The organism is Spirillospora sp. NPDC052242, from assembly GCF_040679555.1.
In the GTDB taxonomy this organism is placed as follows: Bacteria; Actinomycetota; Actinomycetes; order Streptosporangiales; family Streptosporangiaceae; genus Spirillospora.
Window position 1 is genome coordinate 1 of record NZ_JBFAUZ010000018.1, and the last position, 17,805, is coordinate 17,805.

General features: G+C 72.4%; 18 protein-coding genes. 9 read left to right on the forward strand and 9 right to left on the reverse strand.

Translation table 11 applies throughout. The annotated features are described in order from the left end of the window. The 4 genes from rnpA to AB0L25_RS16625 form a co-directional block, all read left to right on the forward strand. On the forward strand, positions 1-311 hold a 311-nt coding region (rnpA, locus tag AB0L25_RS16610; RefSeq protein ID WP_500172844.1), incomplete at its 5' end, for a ribonuclease P protein component. Continuing rightward, positions 308-667, forward strand: a complete 360-nt coding sequence (yidD, locus tag AB0L25_RS16615) for a membrane protein insertion efficiency factor YidD (RefSeq protein ID WP_500172846.1) — start codon at positions 308-310, stop codon at positions 665-667. The genes rnpA and yidD, both read left to right, overlap by 4 nt. Continuing rightward, positions 660-1,673: a membrane protein insertase YidC gene (gene yidC / locus AB0L25_RS16620; RefSeq protein ID WP_500172848.1), complete on the forward strand. Its 1,014-nt coding sequence runs from the start codon at positions 660-662 to the stop codon at positions 1,671-1,673. Before yidD ends, yidC begins: the two co-directional genes overlap by 8 nt. A gap of 36 nt (positions 1,674-1,709) precedes the next feature. Further along, positions 1,710-2,195 (forward strand): Jag family protein, encoded by a 486-nt coding sequence (locus AB0L25_RS16625; protein WP_378296293.1) that lies wholly within the window; start codon positions 1,710-1,712, stop codon positions 2,193-2,195. Positions 2,196-2,371: 176 nt separating this feature from the next. On the opposite strand, the gene AB0L25_RS16630 is transcribed toward AB0L25_RS16625, so the two are convergent. Further along, positions 2,372-2,887: a DUF6458 family protein gene (locus AB0L25_RS16630; RefSeq protein ID WP_500172850.1), complete on the reverse strand. Its 516-nt coding sequence runs from the start codon at positions 2,885-2,887 to the stop codon at positions 2,372-2,374. A gap of 167 nt (positions 2,888-3,054) precedes the next feature. Here AB0L25_RS16630 and rsmG point away from each other — a divergent pair, with 167 nt between their 5' ends. The 3 genes from rsmG (at position 3,055) to AB0L25_RS16645 (ending at position 5,800) form a co-directional block, all read left to right on the forward strand. Next, a complete protein-coding gene (gene rsmG / locus AB0L25_RS16635) occupies positions 3,055-3,726 on the forward strand; it encodes a 16S rRNA (guanine(527)-N(7))-methyltransferase RsmG (RefSeq protein WP_500172852.1) in 672 nt (223 codons plus the stop codon). 206 nt (positions 3,727-3,932) lie between these two features. Then, positions 3,933-4,811, forward strand: coding sequence for a ParA family protein (locus AB0L25_RS16640; protein WP_500173102.1), 879 nt, complete (start codon positions 3,933-3,935; stop codon positions 4,809-4,811). After that, positions 4,808-5,800 (forward strand): ParB/RepB/Spo0J family partition protein, encoded by a 993-nt coding sequence (locus AB0L25_RS16645; RefSeq protein ID WP_500172854.1) that lies wholly within the window; start codon positions 4,808-4,810, stop codon positions 5,798-5,800. The genes AB0L25_RS16640 and AB0L25_RS16645 overlap by 4 nt, the downstream gene beginning before the upstream one ends. 869 nt (positions 5,801-6,669) lie before the next feature. Here the strand turns inward: AB0L25_RS16645 and AB0L25_RS16650 are convergent. Together AB0L25_RS16650 and AB0L25_RS16655 are read right to left on the reverse strand one after the other, a co-directional pair. After that, a complete protein-coding gene (locus AB0L25_RS16650; protein ID WP_500172856.1) occupies positions 6,670-7,611 on the reverse strand; it encodes a D-alanine--D-alanine ligase family protein in 942 nt (313 codons plus the stop codon). A 10-nt stretch (positions 7,612-7,621) separates the two neighbouring features. After that, the gene (locus tag AB0L25_RS16655) at positions 7,622-8,920 is read right to left on the reverse strand and encodes an aminotransferase-like domain-containing protein (protein ID WP_500172858.1); all 1,299 of its coding nucleotides are present in this window, start codon (positions 8,918-8,920) and stop codon (positions 7,622-7,624) included. 183 nt (positions 8,921-9,103) lie between these two features. Here AB0L25_RS16655 and AB0L25_RS16660 point away from each other — a divergent pair, with 183 nt between their 5' ends. Further along, positions 9,104-9,721 carry a GNAT family N-acetyltransferase gene (locus tag AB0L25_RS16660; protein WP_191327163.1) on the forward strand — a complete coding sequence of 206 codons (618 nt, stop codon included), beginning with the start codon at positions 9,104-9,106 and terminating at the stop codon, positions 9,719-9,721. A 120-nt stretch (positions 9,722-9,841) separates the two neighbouring features. Here the strand turns inward: AB0L25_RS16660 and trxA are convergent, their stop codons facing one another. Next, complete coding sequence (trxA, locus tag AB0L25_RS16665; protein ID WP_500172860.1) at positions 9,842-10,168, reverse strand: thioredoxin; 327 nt, start codon at positions 10,166-10,168, stop codon at positions 9,842-9,844. An 85-nt stretch (positions 10,169-10,253) separates the two neighbouring features. Continuing rightward, positions 10,254-11,207 carry a thioredoxin-disulfide reductase gene (gene trxB / locus AB0L25_RS16670; RefSeq protein ID WP_500172862.1) on the reverse strand — a complete coding sequence of 318 codons (954 nt, stop codon included), beginning with the start codon at positions 11,205-11,207 and terminating at the stop codon, positions 10,254-10,256. A gap of 124 nt (positions 11,208-11,331) precedes the next feature. On the opposite strand from trxB, the gene AB0L25_RS16675 reads away from it, so the two are divergent. After that, on the forward strand, positions 11,332-11,904 hold the full coding sequence (locus tag AB0L25_RS16675; protein ID WP_500172864.1) for a dienelactone hydrolase family protein: 573 nt from the start codon (positions 11,332-11,334) through the stop codon (positions 11,902-11,904). A 64-nt stretch (positions 11,905-11,968) separates the two neighbouring features. Here AB0L25_RS16675 and AB0L25_RS16680 read toward each other — a convergent pair whose 3' ends face one another. From AB0L25_RS16680 to murJ, 4 genes are all read right to left on the reverse strand, one after another. Beyond that, positions 11,969-12,760, reverse strand: a complete 792-nt coding sequence (locus tag AB0L25_RS16680; protein WP_500172866.1) for an anti-sigma factor family protein — start codon at positions 12,758-12,760, stop codon at positions 11,969-11,971. Beyond that, positions 12,757-13,380 (reverse strand): RNA polymerase sigma factor SigM, encoded by a 624-nt coding sequence (gene sigM / locus AB0L25_RS16685; RefSeq protein WP_500172868.1) that lies wholly within the window; start codon positions 13,378-13,380, stop codon positions 12,757-12,759. The genes AB0L25_RS16680 and sigM overlap by 4 nt, the downstream gene beginning before the upstream one ends. 177 nt (positions 13,381-13,557) lie before the next feature. After that, positions 13,558-15,216 (reverse strand): protein kinase family protein, encoded by a 1,659-nt coding sequence (locus tag AB0L25_RS16690; RefSeq protein WP_500172870.1) that lies wholly within the window; start codon positions 15,214-15,216, stop codon positions 13,558-13,560. A 206-nt stretch (positions 15,217-15,422) separates the two neighbouring features. Beyond that, on the reverse strand, positions 15,423-17,171 hold the full coding sequence (gene murJ, locus AB0L25_RS16695) for a murein biosynthesis integral membrane protein MurJ (RefSeq protein ID WP_500172872.1): 1,749 nt from the start codon (positions 17,169-17,171) through the stop codon (positions 15,423-15,425). Between the last annotated feature and the right edge of the window lie 634 nt (positions 17,172-17,805).

Below are 17,805 nucleotides of genomic sequence, written 5' to 3' on the forward strand. Positions count from 1 at the left end.
GGGCCGGGGGGGGGGCGCCCCCCCCCGCCCGGCCGACTGTCGTTGCACACCTGCTCCGCCGGGACGAGACGACCCCGCCGCTCGTCGGCTTCATCGTGTCGCGGGCCGTCGGCAACGCCGTCGTCCGCAACTCGGTCCGCCGGCGTCTCCGCCATCTGGTGCGGGCGGACCTGGATCGCCTGCCAGCGGGTAGCCTGCTCGTAGTACGCGCCAACCCCCCGTCGGGGACGGCGCGTCCTGACGAACTGGCCGCGGATCTGGAGTCGGCGCTCGACCGGCTGCTGCGGCCCGCGTCCAAGGGGCGGAGATGAGGAGTCGGCGGCGGGAGCCGAACCCCGCACAGCACCCGGACGGGCCTCCCGGCCCGGTCGCCGCGGTGCTGATCCTTCTCGTCCGCGCCTACCGCCGCTTCTTGAGTCCCCTGCTCGGGCAGCAGTGCCGCTTCCGGCCCAGTTGCAGCGCGTACGGCCTGGAGGCGCTCCAGACGCACGGGGCGCTGCGCGGCACGTGGCTGACGGCCCGCCGGATCGGTCGGTGCCACCCCTTCAACCCCGGGGGGTACGACCCGGTGCCCCCGAAGAAGGCGCCGGCGGCGGCTTCTTCGAACTCCGGCCGCGAGGACAGCGGCCCCGCCCTAGCAGAGCCCAAGGAGCTGCCCGGTGCTTGATTGGCTGTACGAGATCGTCTCTCAGCTCATCGTGTGGATTCACACGGGGCTGAGCACCTTCCTGCCGAAGGACAGCGGATGGGCCTGGGGCGGGTCCATCATCCTGCTGACCGTCCTGCTGCGGCTCGTCATGGTCCCGCTCTTCGTGAAGCAGATCCACGCTTCCCGGAAGATGCAGGAGCTGGCGCCCAAGGTGCAGGCGCTGCGCAAGAAGTACAAGAACGACAAGCAGCGCCTCAACCAGGAGGTCATGAAGCTCTACCAGGAGAACGGCGCCAACCCGCTGTCGGGCTGCCTGCCGCTCCTGGTGCAGATGCCGGTCTTCATCGGCCTCTTCCAGACCCTCCAGCGCATCTCGGACGCGAAGGACGGCGAGAGCGTCTTCGCGATGTCCGCCGACCTGGTGCAGAGCGCGCAGCACGCCAGCATCTTCGGCGCCCACATCCCGGACACGTTCCTCAACGCCTGGGGCAACGACCCCAAGAGCTGGACCGCGATCGTCATCACCGCCATCGCCGTGGTGATCAGCTCCTGCACGACGTTCTTCACGATGCGCGCCAGCATGAAGCGGCAGCCCATCACCGACGACAACAACCCGATGATGCAGGCGCAGAAGATGATGGTCTTCCTCGCGCCGCTGTTCGGCCTCGTCGGCCTCGGCTTCCCGCTGGGCGTGCTGATGTACTGGGTGACGTCCAACAGCTGGACCCTCGCGCAGCAGCACTACATCTACAAGAAGTACCCGCCGCTGAACGCGACCGGCGACGACGCGAAGGCCGGGACGAAGCCGGGCACCAAGCTGCCCGGGTCTCCCAAGTCCGGCGCGAAGGGCGCCGCGGGGGCGAAGGCCGCCGCGAAGAACGGCAAGGCGGCGTCCGGCACGAAGCCCCGGCTGCGGAAGGGCGCGGAGGAGGAGACCCCCGAACCGGAGGTCAAGCAGAAGGTCGTGCGGAACCAGCCGACCCGCAAGCCGCGGAGCAAGCGCAGCGGCAGCCAGAAACGCTAGTTTGAACCCGAGCCCGTGCCGCAGAAGGAGACCCCGTTGAGCCAGACCGACACCACCGAGGTAGACGTCCAGGCGCTCGAGCAGGAAGGCGAGATCGCCGCCGACTACATCGAGGGCCTGCTGGACATCGGTGACTACGACGGCGACATCGACATGGACGTCGAGGGCGAGCGCGCGATCGTCGCGGTCGTCGGCGCGTCCCTGGACGAGCTGGTCGGCAAGCGCGGCGAGGTCCTGGAAGCCCTGCAGGAGCTGACCCGGCTGGCCGTGCACCGCCAGACCGGCAACCGCACCCGCCTGATGCTCGACATCGGCGGCTACCGGGAGCGGCGCCGCGCCGAACTGACGAAGCTCGGCACCGACGTCGCGAACGACGTGAAGCAGAGCGGGGAGGCCAAGCCGCTCGCGCCGATGACGCCGTTCGAGCGGAAGATCGTGCACGACGCGGTCGCGGCGGCGGGCCTGCGGAGCGAGTCCGAGGGCGAGGAGCCTGGCCGGTACGTGGTCGTCCACCCCTCCTGAACGCAGACGGAACGGCCCCGGTGACACGGTCACCGGGGCCGTTCCGCTTTCCGGACGCCGGTCCGGCGGGCGTCCGGACGAGGGAAGGGGCCCCGCGCCCCGACCAAGCACGCGGGGCCCCCTGAACTCGGTGTGCACCGCCGCCCGCAGCACACCGAGTGGTTCCTGGCGGGCCCTCAGGGGCGCCGCGGCCGGGTGGTGAACCGGCGCCGCGCCGGGCGCCGCGCGGTGGCCGGGCCCTCCACCTGCTCCTCCACGGGGTCCTGGACGCGCGCCGGGCGCTCCGGCTTCCGCGGGGATTGCATGTACGCCGGGTCCTGGGCGTGCGCCGGGTCCTGCGCGATGGCCGGGTCCAGTTCGCTCGTCCCGTGGGTGGCGCCCTGGCCGGGCGAGTGCTCGATGACCCGCTCGACGCGCTCGGCGGGCCGGCCGGCCGGCGGCGGGTCCTGGACGATGTGCTCCTCGCGGACGACCGTGCCCGGCTCGTCACCGTAGGCGGGGTCCGCGCCGGTGATCCGGCCGGCGGTCCGCCGCGGGCGCGTGTACTTGAGGGTGAACAGCATGCTGATCACCCCGACGAGTATGAGGATCCATCCGACCATCTGGATGTTCACGCCGCTGAGGTCGATGCGGAGCGCGAACGCCAGGATGGCGCCGATGGCGATGAAAGCGAGACTGACTCCGATTCCCATACCGGAGCTCCTTCCAGGGGGCTGGCGGGCGACATGACTGCCTCTACCCGTGGCGTCCCGGTTATGCAGAGGGGTGATGTGGTTCTTGCCATACGGTCAGGGTCAAGAGCGCGCGCACCAGGACGTTTCGTGTGTACGCAGCCCCAGGGTTTTGTGGAACGATTCGGATGGTGGGGATTGCACGTGAGGTTTTCGGTGATGCGCTGCCCGTCGCGGAGCGCTATGCGGTGTTCCTCGCGGACGCCGGAGTCGAGCGCGGCCTGATCGGGCCGCGGGAGGTCGACCGCCTCTGGGAACGCCACCTGATCAATTGCGCGGTGGTGTCCGAGGCGGTGCCCGAGGGCGCTCACGTCGTCGACATCGGATCGGGCGCCGGACTGCCGGGCATCGTCCTGGCGATCGTCCGGCCCGACCTGCGGATCACCCTCCTCGAACCGCTGCTGCGCCGCACCACCTTCCTGGACGAGTGCGTCGAGATGCTCGGCCTGCGCAACGTCGAGGTCCGCCGCGCGCGGGCCGAGGACGTCGCGGACGATTACGCCGTGGACGTCGCGACCGCGCGGGCCGTCGCACCGCTGGAACGCCTCGCCACGTGGGCGCTGCCGCTGCTGCGGCCCGGCGGCGAACTGCTCGCCCTCAAGGGCGAGCGCGCGGCCGTCGAGCTCGACGAGGCGCAGCCGGTCTTGAAGCGATTCGGTGTGCCTACGGCCGAACTGCTGCAAGTCGGGCACGGTATGGTCGAGCCGCCGACAACGCTCGTCCGCGTCGTCGCCGGGGTTGTCGGGCGACAACAACGCGCGCCCCGGCGTGCCAGAAGGTCGAGGAAGAGGTCGTCATGAGCATGGGACCGGAACTGGGCCGGCCTGACCGCGCCGACGAATCCGCCGACGAATCCCCCGCCGACCAGCCATCCACGCCGTCCGGGCACGCGCTGTGGGGCAACACGACGTCCGGAACCGCGGAGAACGTCGGGTATGTGCCGACGAACTCCGGCGCTCAGCCGCCGGGACCGCGCAACGGACCATCTCAGGGGGAGTCAGAACTCGTGCGCGAGGCGCTCAAGGACGCCAATGTTTCACGTGAAACGACCGGGACGGCGCTGAAGTCGCGGCCCGTCCGCAGCGACAAGGAATGGCCGCGGCCGGACCACTGCCGCGTCATCACGATCGCGAACCAGAAGGGCGGCGTCGGCAAGACCACCAGTTCGGTGAACCTCGCCGCGTCCCTCGCCATCCACGGCGCGCAGGTGCTCGTGGTCGACCTCGACCCGCAGGGCAACGCCTCGACGGCCCTCGGCATCGACCACCACGCCGACATCCCGTCGATCTATGACGTGCTGATCGAGGACACGGCCCTCGAGGACATCGTCGTCAAGGCGCCGGAGATCCCGAACCTGTACTGCGCCCCGGCGACCCTCAACCTCGCCGGCGCCGAGATCGAGCTCGTCTCCAAGGTCGCCCGCGAGTCCCGCCTGCGCCGCGCGCTGGAGTCGTACGACACCGACCGGTTCGACTACGTGCTGATCGACTGCCCGCCGTCGCTCGGCCTCCTCACCGTCAACGCCCTCGTCGGCGGCGACGAGCTGCTCATCCCGATCCAGTGCGAGTACTACGCGCTGGAGGGCCTCGGCCAGCTGATCCGCACCGTCGACCTCGTCAAGGCGCACCTCAACCCGAAGCTGAAGGTCTCGACGATCCTGCTCACCATGTACGACGCCCGCACCCGGCTCGCCGCGCAGGTGGCCGAGGACGTCCGCAACCACTTCGGCGACGTCGTCCTCAACACGGTGATCCCCCGCAGCGTCCGCGTCTCCGAGGCGCCCAGCTACGGGCAGTCCGTCATGACCTACGACCCCGGCTCCAGCGGCGCGCTCGCCTACAGCGAGGCCGCCTCGGAGATGGCCCACGCGGGAGTCGCGAAGTGAGCCGCCCGCGTCCCGGTCTCGGGAAGGGCCTCGGCGCCCTCATCCCGACCGCCCCGCCGCCCCTCGAGGAACCGGCCGTCGAGCCGGGCGCCCTCGACGGCGCGGCCCCCAGCGGCGCCGGCGCCCCCGCCCCGGTCGCCGGGGCCCACTTCGCCGAACTCCGGGTCGACCAGATCGCCGTCAACCCGCGGCAGCCGCGCACCCACTTCGACGAGGAGGCCCTGCAGGAACTCGCCGATTCCATCGGCATCGTCGGGCTCCTGCAGCCGATCGTCGTCCGCCGCAAGACGACGGAGGTCTACCACAAGGCCACCGGCGTCACCGAGAAGTTCGACTACGAACTCATCATGGGCGAGCGCCGCCTCCGCGCGACCCGCAAGGCCGGACTGGACGTCATCCCGGCGATCGTCCGCGACACCGGCGACGACGACCTCCTGCGCGACGCCCTCATGGAGAACCTCCACCGCCAGCAGCTCAACCCGCTGGAGGAGGCGGCCGCCTACAAGCAGCTCCTGGACGACTTCGGCGCCACCCACGAGGAACTCGCCGAGCGCATCGGCCGCTCGCGCCCGCACATCACGAACACGCTGCGGATCCTGAACCTCCCCGCGAAGGTCCAGAACCGCGTGGCCGCGGGCCTGCTGTCCGCCGGCCACGCCCGCCTCCTCCTCCGGCTCGACACCCCGGAGAAGCAGGAGCGCATGGCGGCCCGGGTCATCGCCGAGGGTATCTCCGTCCACAGCCTCGACGAGATGATCAAACTCCAGGAGATCGACGACGAGCCGACCCGGCAGCCCCGCCGCAAGAAGCCCGTCGCCCCCGGCCTCCAGGAGCTCGCCGACCGCCTCTCCGACCGCTACGACACGCGCGTCCGCGTGGACATGGGCCGGAGCAAGGGGAAGATCGTCGTCGAGTTCGCCACCCTCGAGGACCTGGACCGCATCATCAAGTCGATGGCCCCCGACGAGGAAGACCCCCAGTTCCCCTGACCCTGTTTCACGTGAAACATCGACACCGACAGGGGCCGCCGTCCAGGCGGCCCCTTTCGCATGCACCCCGATGTTTCACGTGAAACACGCCTCGGCCTCTCCCCCACCCACGAACGCCGCGGCACCTGACACGTCGAACACACGGCCCGAGCCGCGCGGAGACGGGCGCCCGCCGACGTGGCGCAGGCGCCGGGGAACGGGGAGGTGCAGCGCCGTCGTGGATGCGGCGGCCGACCCGTCCGGCGGTGGAGGCCGGTGGCTCGTGCCGCCGTCTGGCGGTGGGCGCGCCAGGGAACGGGCGTCGCCACGACCCGTTGGCGCGGTGGACGGCTCGTCCGGGGAAGGTCGTGTGACTCGTGCCGACGTGTGGGACTCGGGCGTGCCGCGGACGGGTGGTGCAGCACCGCCGTGGGGGCAGCGGCGGACCGTCCGGGAGCGGAGGTCGCCGCAGGGAGTTGCGTGCGGACGCAGGGTCGGCGGCGCGGTTGCGTTCGTCGGTGTGGGTGGCCCCGTGCCGCGTCGCCGGTTGGGTGCCCGCGTCCTGTCCGGCGTCGGCTTGGACGGGGCGAGGCGCCGTCCGGCGGGATGTGGGGCGTCCGAGGGCGGGGCGATGGCGCGGAGATGGGATCGTCCCGTAGGGCACCGATGACGGGTGCCGGGCGCACGATGCTCGTGGGGGCGACGCGGGTGTCGTGTGCGAGTCCCGCGACCCGGGCGGGGTGGGAGTCGCTTGTGGGTCGACTGAGGGCGTTCCCGGTGGGCACCTACGGCCCTGCGGCCGTCCGTATGCCGTGTGCGGGTGCGGGGTGTGGCCGTGTTTCACGTGAAACAGACGGGCGGGGCCCGTGATGTTTCACGTGAAACAGCGGTCAGCGGGCGCGGGCCAGGAGGAGGTCCTGGCAGAGGGTGCCGAGGTCGAGGCCGGCGGCGGAGACGGCGCGGGGGAGGAGGCTGGTCTCGGTCATGCCGGGGGCGACGTTGACTTCGAGGAAGTGGACGTCGCCGTGGTCGTCGACGATGAGGTCGGTGCGGGAGATGTCGCGGAGGCCGAGGGCGCGGTGGGCGGTGACGGCGGCGGCGGTCGCGCGTTCGGCGGCCTCGGGGGTGACGCGGGCCGGGGTGACGAACTCGGTCTCGCCCGCGTCGTAGCGGGCGGTGTAGTCGTAGCGGCCGTTCGGGGCGACGATCTCGACGGGCGGGAGGGCCTCGGGGACGCCGTCCCGCTCGATGACGCTGACGGCGATCTCGGTGCCGGAGACGTGTCGTTCGACGAGCGCGGCGTCGCCGTAGGCGAAGCAGCCGACCATCGCGGCGGAGAGGTGCGCCGCCTCGCGGACGACGGACGCGCCGAGCGCGGAGCCGCCGCGGGTGGGCTTGACGAACAGGGGGAGCCCGAGGCGGTGCACGATCCGGTCGAGGACGGCGGCCGCGCCGAGATCGTGGAAGACCTCCTTCGGCAGGGCGACCGAGTCGGGGGTGCGCAGTCCGGCGCGGCGGACGACGGCCTTCGCGGTGGGCTTGTCCCACGCGACGCGGCAGGCGTCGGGGCGCGCGCCGACGTAGGGGACGTCGAGGAGTTCGAGGACGTCGCGGATGGAGCCGTCCTCGCCGGCGGCGCCGTGCAGGACGGGGAAGACGGCGTCGGGCGGGTCGTCGGTCAGGGAGTCGAGGAGGGTGGCGTCGGCGTCGCGCAGTTCGACGGGGACGCCCCGGGACCGGAGGGCCTCCGCGACGCGGCGGCCGGAGCGGAGGGAGACCTCGCGCTCGTAGGAGAGCCCTCCGGCGAGGACGACGACGTGACCGAGTTCCACGGGAGCCCTTCTAGACGATGCCCGGCCCCGGGGTGTGGACGCCGGTGCCGGTGGCGGCGGTTTCCCCGAAAGTGTCCCGCATCCTGAGCTCCTGTTCGATCACCCCGGCGAGCCGGCGGACGCCTTCGCGGATGCGGTCGGGTTCGGGGAAGCAGTACGACAGCCGCAGGTGGCGCTGCCCGGTGCCGTCGGCGTAGAAGCCGGTGCCCGGGACGTACGCGACGCGCTCGGCGATCGCGCGGGGGGACATCGCCTTCGAGTCGAGCCCTTCGGGGAGGGTGAGCCAGACGAAGAAGCCGCCCTCGGGACGGGTCCAGGTGCAGCCGTCGGGCATCTGCTGGGCGAGCGCGTCCAGCATCGCGTCGCGGCGCTCGCGGTAGAGCTCGCGGAAGTCCTTGATCTGCTCGCGCCACGGCTGGGTCGCGAGGTACTCGCGGACGGCGAGTTGCGAGAAGTTCGACGGGCACAGGATCGCGGACTCGGCGGCGAGGACGAGTTTGGTGCGGACGGCGTGGGGTGCGAGGACCCAGCCGACGCGGAGGCCGGACGCGATCGTCTTGGAGAACGAGCCGAGGTAGATCACGCGGTCGTCGTCGGCACGGAGGGCGCGGACGGGGTCGCCGTCGAAGCGGAGGAGCCCGTAGGGGTTGTCCTCGACGATGAGGACGTCGTGCTCGGTGCAGATCTCGAGGATCTGGGCTCGGCGCGCGGTGGTGAGGGTGACGCCGGCGGGGTTCTGGAACGTGGGGACGGTGTAAAGGAACTTGACGCGGCGGTTCTCGCGCTTCAGGCGGGCGAGGGTCTCGCGGAGCGCGGCGGGGTCGAGGCCGCCGTCGTCCATCGGGACGTGCACAACGTCGGCCTGGTAGGCCGCGAAGGTGCCGAGGGCGCCGACGTAGGAGGGGGCCTCGGCGAGGACGACGTCGCCCGGGTCGATGAAGATCTTGGTGATGAGGTCGAGGGCCTGCTGGGCGCCGACGGTGACGACGACGTCGTCGGCGGAGCCGCGGACGCCTTCGAGGGCCATGACTTCGCAGATGTGCTCGCGGAGCCGTTCGTCGCCCTGCGCGGAGCCGTACTGGAGGGCCTCGGCGCCCTTGCCCGCGACGAGTTCGCCGATCATGTCGCCGACGGCGTCGAGGGGGAGCGCGGAGACGTAGGGGGCGCCGCCGGCGAGGGAGACGATCTCGGGACGGGCGACCATGGCGAACAGCGCGCGGATCTCGGAGGGGACCATGCCGGCGGCGCGGGCGGCGTAGCGGTCGGCATAACGGTCGGTGTAGACGTCCGTGCGCGTGTGCTGTTCCACGTGGTCCTCCCGTGGTGTGGCTGGCTTGCAGGCGAACTTACGGCATCGGCCGCGGAGCGCGGCGCCGAACCCCTCGGGAAGGTGGCGCGGCGCATGATCGTGGGTATTCCCTCTTCGGTACGATGCCCGAGAACCCCTGAAGGTTGCCCGGGGTTCTCCGCGGAACGCAGGCTGGGGGGTGCCGTGTCGCGCCGTCTCGTCAACATCACGCTGGACAATCTGGACGATCTGCCGTTGCGCTGCCGGGGGTGCGTCTTCTGGGAGCTGGATCCGGTGACCCGGGAGCGGGCGCTGGAGAGCGGCGACGCCGGGTTGGAGAAGGAGGCGTGGGTCTCCTCGACGCTGCTGGAATGGGGCAGCTGCGGAAAGATCGCTTACGTGGACGACGTTCCGGCGGGGTTCGTGCTGTACGCGCCGCCGCTGTACGTGCCGCGGTCGGTGGCGTTCCCGACGAGCCCGGTGAGCGCGGACGCCGTCCTGCTGATGACGGCGCACATCCTGCCGGAGTTCGCGGGCGGGGGGCTCGGCCGGATGCTGGTGCAGGGCGTCGCGAAGGACCTGACGCGCCGGGCGGTGAAGGCGATCGAGGCGTTCGGCGACCTGAAGGGCGAGGACGGCGGCTGCATGGTCCCGGCCGACTACCTGCTGTCGGTGGGGTTCAAGACGGTCCGGCCGCACCACCGGTACCCGAGGCTGCGGCTGGAGCTCAAGTCGGCCCTGTCGTGGCGTGAGGACGTCGAGGTGGCGCTGGAACGGCTCCTCGGCTCCATGGGACCGGAAGGCGTACTTCGTCCCGTTTAACGGCTTCTGAGGGCCTCGCCGCGGAGCGGGGGTCTCGTGCCGGCGCGGAAACGACTCGGTCGCCGACCCTCCCGCCGGGGCGGGGAGATCGGCGACCGGAGCGTCGGTGTCCGCGGACGTTCAGGACTTGGCGCCGATGAACTCCGACAGGTCACGGAGCAGCGCGGCCTTGGGCTTGGCGCCCATGATCTGCTTGACGACCTCGCCGCCCTGGTAGATGTTCATCGTCGGGATCTGCATGACGCCGTACTTCGCCGGCACCTGCGGGTTCTCGTCGATGTTCAGCTTGACGATCTCGATGCTGTCGCCGTGCTCGGCGGCGATCTCCTCGAGGATCGGCGCGACCATCCGGCAGGGGCCGCACCACTCGGCCCAGAAGTCGACGAGGACGGGCTTGTCGCTCTCCAGCACCTCGGTGGCGAAGTCGGCGTCGGTCACGGCTTTCATGGTGTCTCCTTCGTGGTCGCGGGGCGGGCCGGACGGACGGTCGTCCGGCCGCGGGTTCGTGCGGGCCGGGGGGCGCGGGGCGGGGTCAGGACTGCGGGACGGTCTCGGCGGCGTCGCGGTCCTGCAGCCAGCGCTCGGCGTCGATGGCGGCGGAGCAGCCGCTGCCGGCGGCGGTGACGGCCTGGCGGTAGATGTGGTCGACGACGTCGCCGCACGCGAACACGCCGGGGACCTTCGTCTTCGTGGTGGGGGCGTCGACGAGCAGGTAGCCGTCGGGGTCGGTCTCGAGCTGCCCGGCGAACAGTTCGCTGCGCGGGTCGTGCCCGATCGCGATGAACAGGCCGGTGATGTCGAGGCGGTCCTCCTCGCCGGTCTTGAGGTTGCGGAGGGTCACCCCCTGCACGCGGTCGTCGCCGTGGATCGCGGTGACCTCGCTGTCCCACCGGAACTTGATCTTGTCGTTGGCGAACGCCCGGTCCTGCATGATCTTGGACGCGCGGAGTTCGTCCCGGCGGTGGACGACGGTGACGGTGCGGGCGAACTTGGTCAGGAAGATCGCCTCCTCCATCGCGGTGTCGCCGCCGCCGACGACGGCGATGTCCTGCTCGCGGAAGAAGAAGCCGTCGCAGGTGGCGCACCAGGAGACGCCGCGGCCGGAGAGGCGCTGCTCGTCGGGCAGGCCCAGCTCGCGGTAGCCGGAGCCGGTCGCGACGATGACGGCGCGGGCGCGGTAGACGTCGTCGCCGACCTTGACGATCTTCGGGTCGGCGTTGAGGTCGACCTCGGTGACGTCGTCGGCGATGAGCTCGGCGCCGAACCGCTCGGCCTGCTTGCGCAGGTTGTCCATGAGGTCCGGGCCCATGATGCCGTCCGGGAACCCGGGGAAGTTCTCCACGTCGGTGGTGTTCATCAGCGCGCCGCCGGCGGTGACCGACCCCTCGAACACGAGCGGCTTCAGGTCGCCGCGGGCCGCGTAGACGGCGGCCGTGTAGCCCGCGGGGCCGGAGCCGATGATGATGACGTTACGGACGTCGCTCACTGTTCTTTGCCTCTCCTCGTTCGCGCTCGGTGCCGCGCTGACCCGGCCCGCCAGTCGCGTCAACCGATCCTAGGCCGTGGTGATTCCCGCAGGGGCGTCCCCCACCGGCCGTAGGCTGTGGCCCATGGCACGCATTCTCCTCTTCCACTCCATCTACGGGCTCCGACCGGCGGTCCACGGCGCGGCGGACCGGCTGCGCGCCGCCGGGCACGAGGTCCATGTGCCCGACCTGTACGACGGGCGTGTCGCCGCGACGGTCGACGAGGGACGGGAGATCAACGAGGAGATCGGACGGGACGAGCTGCTGCGGCGGGCGGTCGCGGCGGCGGCACCGCTGACGGAACCGGGCGGGCTCGTCTACGCGGGGTTCTCGCTGGGCGCGGCCATCGCGCAGAACCTCGCGTTCGCCGACGCGAACGCGGGCGGGCTGCTGCTCATGCACGGCACGTCGGACCTCCCGGACGACGCGTCGACCGACATCCCGGTGCAGCTGCACGTCGCCGACCCGGACACGTTCGAGCCCGTCGACTGGCTGAACGCCTGGTACCTGCAGATGCGCAAGGCGGGCGCCGACGTGGAGATCTTCCGCTACCGGGGCGCCGGGCACCTGTTCACCGATCCCGACCTGCCCGACCACGACGCGGAGGCCGCGGAACGGGCGTGGGCGATCGCGCTCGACTTCGTCGCGTCCCTCTGACCGGACGAACGAAGGCCCCCGAGGTTCGCACCCGGGGGCCTTCGTTCGTCCGTGCGACGGCGGGTCAGCCGCCGACTCGCTTGAGCACGTGCTGGTTCCGCGCAGAGCATTCCGGGCCGACGACCCAGATGTTCCACGCCCCGGACCCCTCACCGCGCAGCGCGATCACGGTGGCCTGCCGGCCCTCGTACTCCGCCTGGTCGACCAGGTCGGGCGCACGTCCCCCGGTGACGCCCTGGACGCAGTCGGCCAGCCGGCCGCCCGGCGGCGCGGCCGGGAGGTCCCCGGCGCGGCCGGCCAGGCCGTCGACCTGCGCGGTCAGCGTGCCCGCGCGGTAGGCGGTGCCGCTGTGCACGACGGAGAACGCGGATCCCCCCATGATCTGCGAGCCCGGCGACGAGCCCTGCGCGGACGGCGCGGCGCCCGACCCGCCCGATTCGCCCGACGCGTCGGCCGGGTCGTGGGCGGGCGTGGACGCCTGGCCGTGGTCGCCGTTCATCTCGTCCAGGGTGATGCCGCCGACCAACCCGGCGCCACCGAGCACGACGACCGTCGCGGCCGCCGCCGACAGGATCCGCCAATGCCGCCTACCACGCCGCTGTTCCAGGCTCACCACGGTGGCGTTGTTGAGCGACTCCGCCGCGAGGGCGGTATCTATGCGCTCAGCAAGCTCGGCGGGCATGGACGGGACGGGTGCCTCCGCCAGGATCCGGGAGACGTCCGCAAGGTCGGCGGATCGGTCCCGGCACTCGGCGCAGGTTTCCAGGTGCGCGTTGACGGAGGCGGCTTGATCGTCTTCGAGCAGTCCCTCGGCCAGGTCGGCGAGGATCTCGTAGTCCACATGTGCGGGGTTCACTTGGGCATGCCACCTCCTTCCACACCTCCGACGTTTTTCGAGTCGCGTCGGTTCCGGTGGTGGCGAAGGAGCGGCGCGAGCCGGGCCCGGCCGCGGGCGCACCGGCTCTTGATCGTCCCAGGTGGGACCTCCAGGACGCGTGCCGCGTCGTCGACCGAGTAGCCCATCATGTCGACGAGGACGAGTGCCGCACGCTGCTCGAACGGCAGTTCGAGCAGGGCGGTGCGGACGTCCAGGGAGACGCCGTGCGCGTCGGTCGGGTCGGGCATCTTCGGCGCGACGGCGTCGAACGTCGCGTCGTCGCCCATGGGGGTGGCGGGCCGGACGGACTTGCGGCGGATCCGGTCGAGGCACGCGTTCACGACGATGCGGTGCAGCCAGGTGGTGACGGCGGCGTCGCCGCGGAACCGCGCGGCGGCGCGGAACGCCGACAGGCAGGCGTCCTGCAGGGCGTCGGCGGCCTCCTCCGGGTCGCCGACGGTGCGCAGCGCGACCGCCCACATCCGGTCCCGGTGCCGCTGCACGAGGACGGAGAAGGCGTGCGGGTCCCCCTGCGCGTGCCGGGCCAGCAGCTCCTTGTCGGGAACTTCGTCGACGGGACGCATGCTCACCGACGCCATGAGCGACCGCCTTCTCGTCCGCGACCTGCCGCGCCTGCTGGGGAAGACACCACGGAATCCTGGGGGGAGGGGGACAATCTGCTCAGAGGCACGATACAGACAACGGCGACTTCCCGTCACAGGTCAGAGACTTCGCCCAGCCGTAGATCGGCAACGGTCGGGGGCGGGCGTCCGCGATCAATTTCCGTAGACGGTGACCTCGCCGAGGCGCCCCTTCAGCGTCCCGGGGAGTTCGGTGAACCAGGCGAGGACGTACTGGCCGGTGGCCGCCGGGTTCGCGGTGAACGTCAGCTCGCCGCCGTTGCAGGGCTGCTGCCCGACGGGCTTCATCGCCTCCGGGGAGGTGCTGTCGCCGACCTTGACCTGGAGGGTTCCGCCGGTGACGGGGCAGGCGACCTTGACACCGGAGACGTTGACGGGCCTGCCCATGTCGAGCGTGACGCCCAGGCCCTCGGTGAACCGGCCGAAGTCGGTGTCGGCGTAGGTCTGGGTCTCCCAGTCGCCGGACGGGCTGCCGTCGATCAGCGTGTTCGTGCCCTTGTGGATCGCGGCGTCCGGGTGGTTGCCGATCGGCTTCTCGGCCCCGTTGACGCCCTGCGGGGTCAGCGCGGAGGGGGACGGCGCGGCGCTGTTCGTCTGCTGTGCCGGATCGGTGACGCCGCCGTTCGGGCCGCCGTTCGTGTCGTCGCCGCTGCTGGCCAGCGCCCACGCGCCGACACCGACGATCACGGTGAGCGCGGCGGCGGCGATGCCCATCAGCGCGCGGTTGGCGGGCTTGCGGGCGCCGGGGCCCGCGTGCGTCCGGTGCCCGGACGGCGAGTGCCGCGCGGGCCGTGACGGCTGCGAGACGTCGTGCCGGGGGCCGCGCGGCGGGAGCTGCGCGGTCGCGTCCGGGGCCTGCGGCCGCCGCGGCGGCGGGGGCGCCGCCCGGTGCCCGTGGTCGGCCCGGTTCGGCTGGTGGGTGTGGTGCGGCTGGTGCGGCGGCGCGGCCGGCTTCGCGGCGGGCCGGCGGGGCGGCGGCTGGGTGTTGCCGAGCCCGGCGAACAGCGGCAGCGGGGTGCGCGGGACGCCGCGCAGCGCCTTCGTCAGCTCCGCGGGCGTGCCGATCGGCTCGCCGCCGGGCGCGCCCTGCTCGATGCCGAGGCAGCGGCACACGATCGCGTCGACCGCGTGCGAGATCCCCGCCTGGACCTGCCGGGGCGGGTGCGGGACGCCGTCGGTCGCGGGCGCCGCGGGCAGCACGGTGGACGCGCCGGGCGCGTCGGGGCCGCCGGGCCAGTGCGCGGTGAGCGCCGCGTACAGCAGCCGGCCGAGCCCGCGGACGTCCTCGGCGGCCGGGTCGGCGCTGGTGCGGTCGCGCAGGACGGCGTCGGTGGCGATGCCGAGCAGCTTGACGGTGCCGCCGGTCGTCCAGACGAGGTCGCCGGGCGCCAGGCACAGGTGCGACAGGCCGGCGGCGTGCGCGGCGGCCATCGCCTCGGACGCCTCGTACAGCAGGGTCGCGGCGCGGCCGGGCTCCAGCGGCGCCTTGGCGAGCATGCCCTCCAGCGTCTCCCCGACGACCCACTCGCTGACCACGTAGGCGCTCTCGCCGCTGTCGTCGGCGTCGAACACCTGGGTGAGGCGGGGGTCGGTGAGCCGGCTGGCGGACCGGGCGGACGTGACGACCTCGGCGATCCGGGGGAACTCGGGGTCGAAGGTGCGGACCGCGACGGCCCGCGCGAGGATCTCGTCGACGGCCTTCCACAGGGTGGAGCCGCCAGAGTCCTTGATGCGCTTCTCAAGCCGGTAGCGACCGGCGAGACGATTACCGGGCTCGATCATCGACGTGCTCAAGGCAACGTCCTGCGCAGGTGGTCAGATCCCATGTCCGTGGCGTGGCAGCTTACGCCTCCGACCCTCCTCTTTGCGTTCCCCAGGGTGTCGCCCCGCAAGCCGTAGTCCCCCACATGGTAGTGGCTAACCGCCCGGGCGGCCGCCTTATCGGCGCGCGTCCCGTGTACTTTGCCGCGCTTTACCGCCGTCCGGTAGTTACCAGTTGGTCAGCGTCCCGGGAGTCGCCGGGCGAACGTGGAGATCATCGTCTGCACCTCCTCGACCCGCAGCAGCTTGGCGACCACCAGGTAGAGCGCCCCGCCGCCCGCGGTCCCGACGACCAGCGTGAGCAGCGCCGCCGGCATCGAGTCGGCACCGATCAGGGCGTCGACGGCGAGGTGCGTCGCGTACGCGAACCCGGCGAGCGGGACGACGGCCGCGAGCAGCTTCAGGTGCCCGCCGACGATGCGCCGCCCGTCCATCCCGTCGAGCATGCGGCGCAGCACCAGCCAGGACGTCACCGCACCGGCGGCGTTCGCGATGCCGAGGCCCGCCGCGATGCCGACGACGACCCATTTGACGTCCAGGACGGCGTAGGCGGTGACCGCGAGCGCGATGTTGCAGCCGACGGTGACGAACCCGATCAGGGCGGGCGTCCGCGTGTCGCCGTGCGCGTAGAACACGCGGAGCATCAGCTGGTAGGTGGAGAACGGCACGAGCGCGATCGCGAACATCTGCATGACCCGCGCGATGACGAGCGCGTCGTCGGACGTGGCGTTGCCGTGCGCGAACAGCACCGTCGTGATCTCCGGGCCGAGCACCAGCATCAGCGCCGCCGCCGGCATGATGATCACCGACGAGAGCCGCAGCCCGCTGGAGAACGCGGCGCGCACGTCCGCCGCCTTGCCCTCCGCGGCGAACCGGCTCATCCGCGGCAGCAGCGCCGTGATCACCGACACGCCGACGATCGCGTACGGCAGCTGGAACAGCTGGTAGGCGTTGAAGTACGGCGTGTACCCGTAGCCTTCCCCGAGGCCCGCCTCCACGGCGTTGTTCCCCGCCATGTTCGTGAGCCGCGTGATGACGACGAGCGCGCTCTGCGTCAGCGCGACGTACAGCAGCGTCCAGCCCGCCATCCGCGCGACCTCGCCGAGCTCCCCCTTCTTGAAGTCCAGGCGGGGGCGCCAGCGGAAGCCGACCCTGCGCAGCGACGGCCACAGCGCCAGCGTCTGCAGGACGATGCCGCCCGTGGTGCCGACCGACAGCAGGAGCAGCATGTCGTCGGAGATCGTGCCCGGGTCGACCGGCCCGGCGGTGATCGCCAGGAACGCGCCGCCGACCGCGATGACCACCAGGTTGTTCAGGACCGGCGCCCACATCGGCGCGCCGAAGCTGCCGCGCGAGTTCAGGATCGCGCCCGCGAACGCCCCGATGCCGTAGAAGAAGATCTGCGGCAGGAAGAACCGCGCGAACAGGATCGCGACCTCGCGCTGGTCGCCGGTGAAGCTGCTCCCGAGGACGTCGATGAACACCGGCGCGAACAGGATCGACACCAGCGTCAGCGCGCCCAGCCCGATCACCGCGAGGGTGAACACGCGCTGCTCGTACTGCTCCCCGTACGCCCGGTCGCGCTCCTTGGCGCGGACCAGCAGCGGGACGACGATGCTCGTCAGGATGCCGCCGAGCAGCAGGTCGTAGATCTGGTTCGGGATCGTGTTGGCGGTGTTGTAGGCGTTCGCCAGCAGTCCCGTGCCGAGCGCCGCGACGATGACGGCCGTCCGCAGGAAACCGGTCACCCGGGACGCGAGCGTGCCCACCGCCATGATCGCGCCGGACTTCAGGATCCCGCCGGACGAGCCGCCCGACGAGCCCGACGAGCCGCCCGAGGGGCCGCCGTCGTCCGGGGGGACGACCGGTATGCCGTCGACCATGGTCTCCGCGGGGGCGGGCATGTCGACGGCCGTCTGGTCCGCCACGGCGGGCGGCGGGACGCCCGGGGCGCCCTGCGGGCCGGGACGTCCGAACGCGTCACGGCCGGGAGGACCGCCCTGCCCGGGGTGCCCGCCCTGGCCGGGGTGCCCGGGGCCCGGGCGTCCGGGCCTGCCCTGGCCGCCCCCCTGCCCGCCGGGACTCCCCTGCCCGTATCCGGGGCCGGGCTGCGGCGCGCCGAACTGCGCCGTGTGCGAGCGCCCCTGTCCGGGCGGGTTCTGCGGGCCCTGCCCCGGGTGTCCGTGCGCGGGGGGACCGCCCGCGGGTCCGCGGCCGAACTGCGCGGTTTCCGACCGCCCCTGCCCCGGACGTCCTCCGGCGGGGCCCTGCGGCGTCTGCGGCCGGGCCCACTGGCCCTGGCCGGGCTGCGCGCCCTGGCCGGGCGGGTCGGCGGGGCCGGGCTGGGCGCGGCGCGGGTCGGTCCGGCCCGGACGGCCGTCGGCGGGGCCGCGGCCGTGCTGCGGCGCGCGTCCGGGCGGCGGGCCGCCGGGACCCTGCCGGTTCCACTGCCCCTGGCCGGGCGCTCCCCCTCCGGGATGCGGCTGGGCGCCGCCGTGTCCCGGGTGCGGCGCCTGCGGGCCGCCCTGCGGTGCCTGCGGACGGTCCCACTGGCCCTGGCCC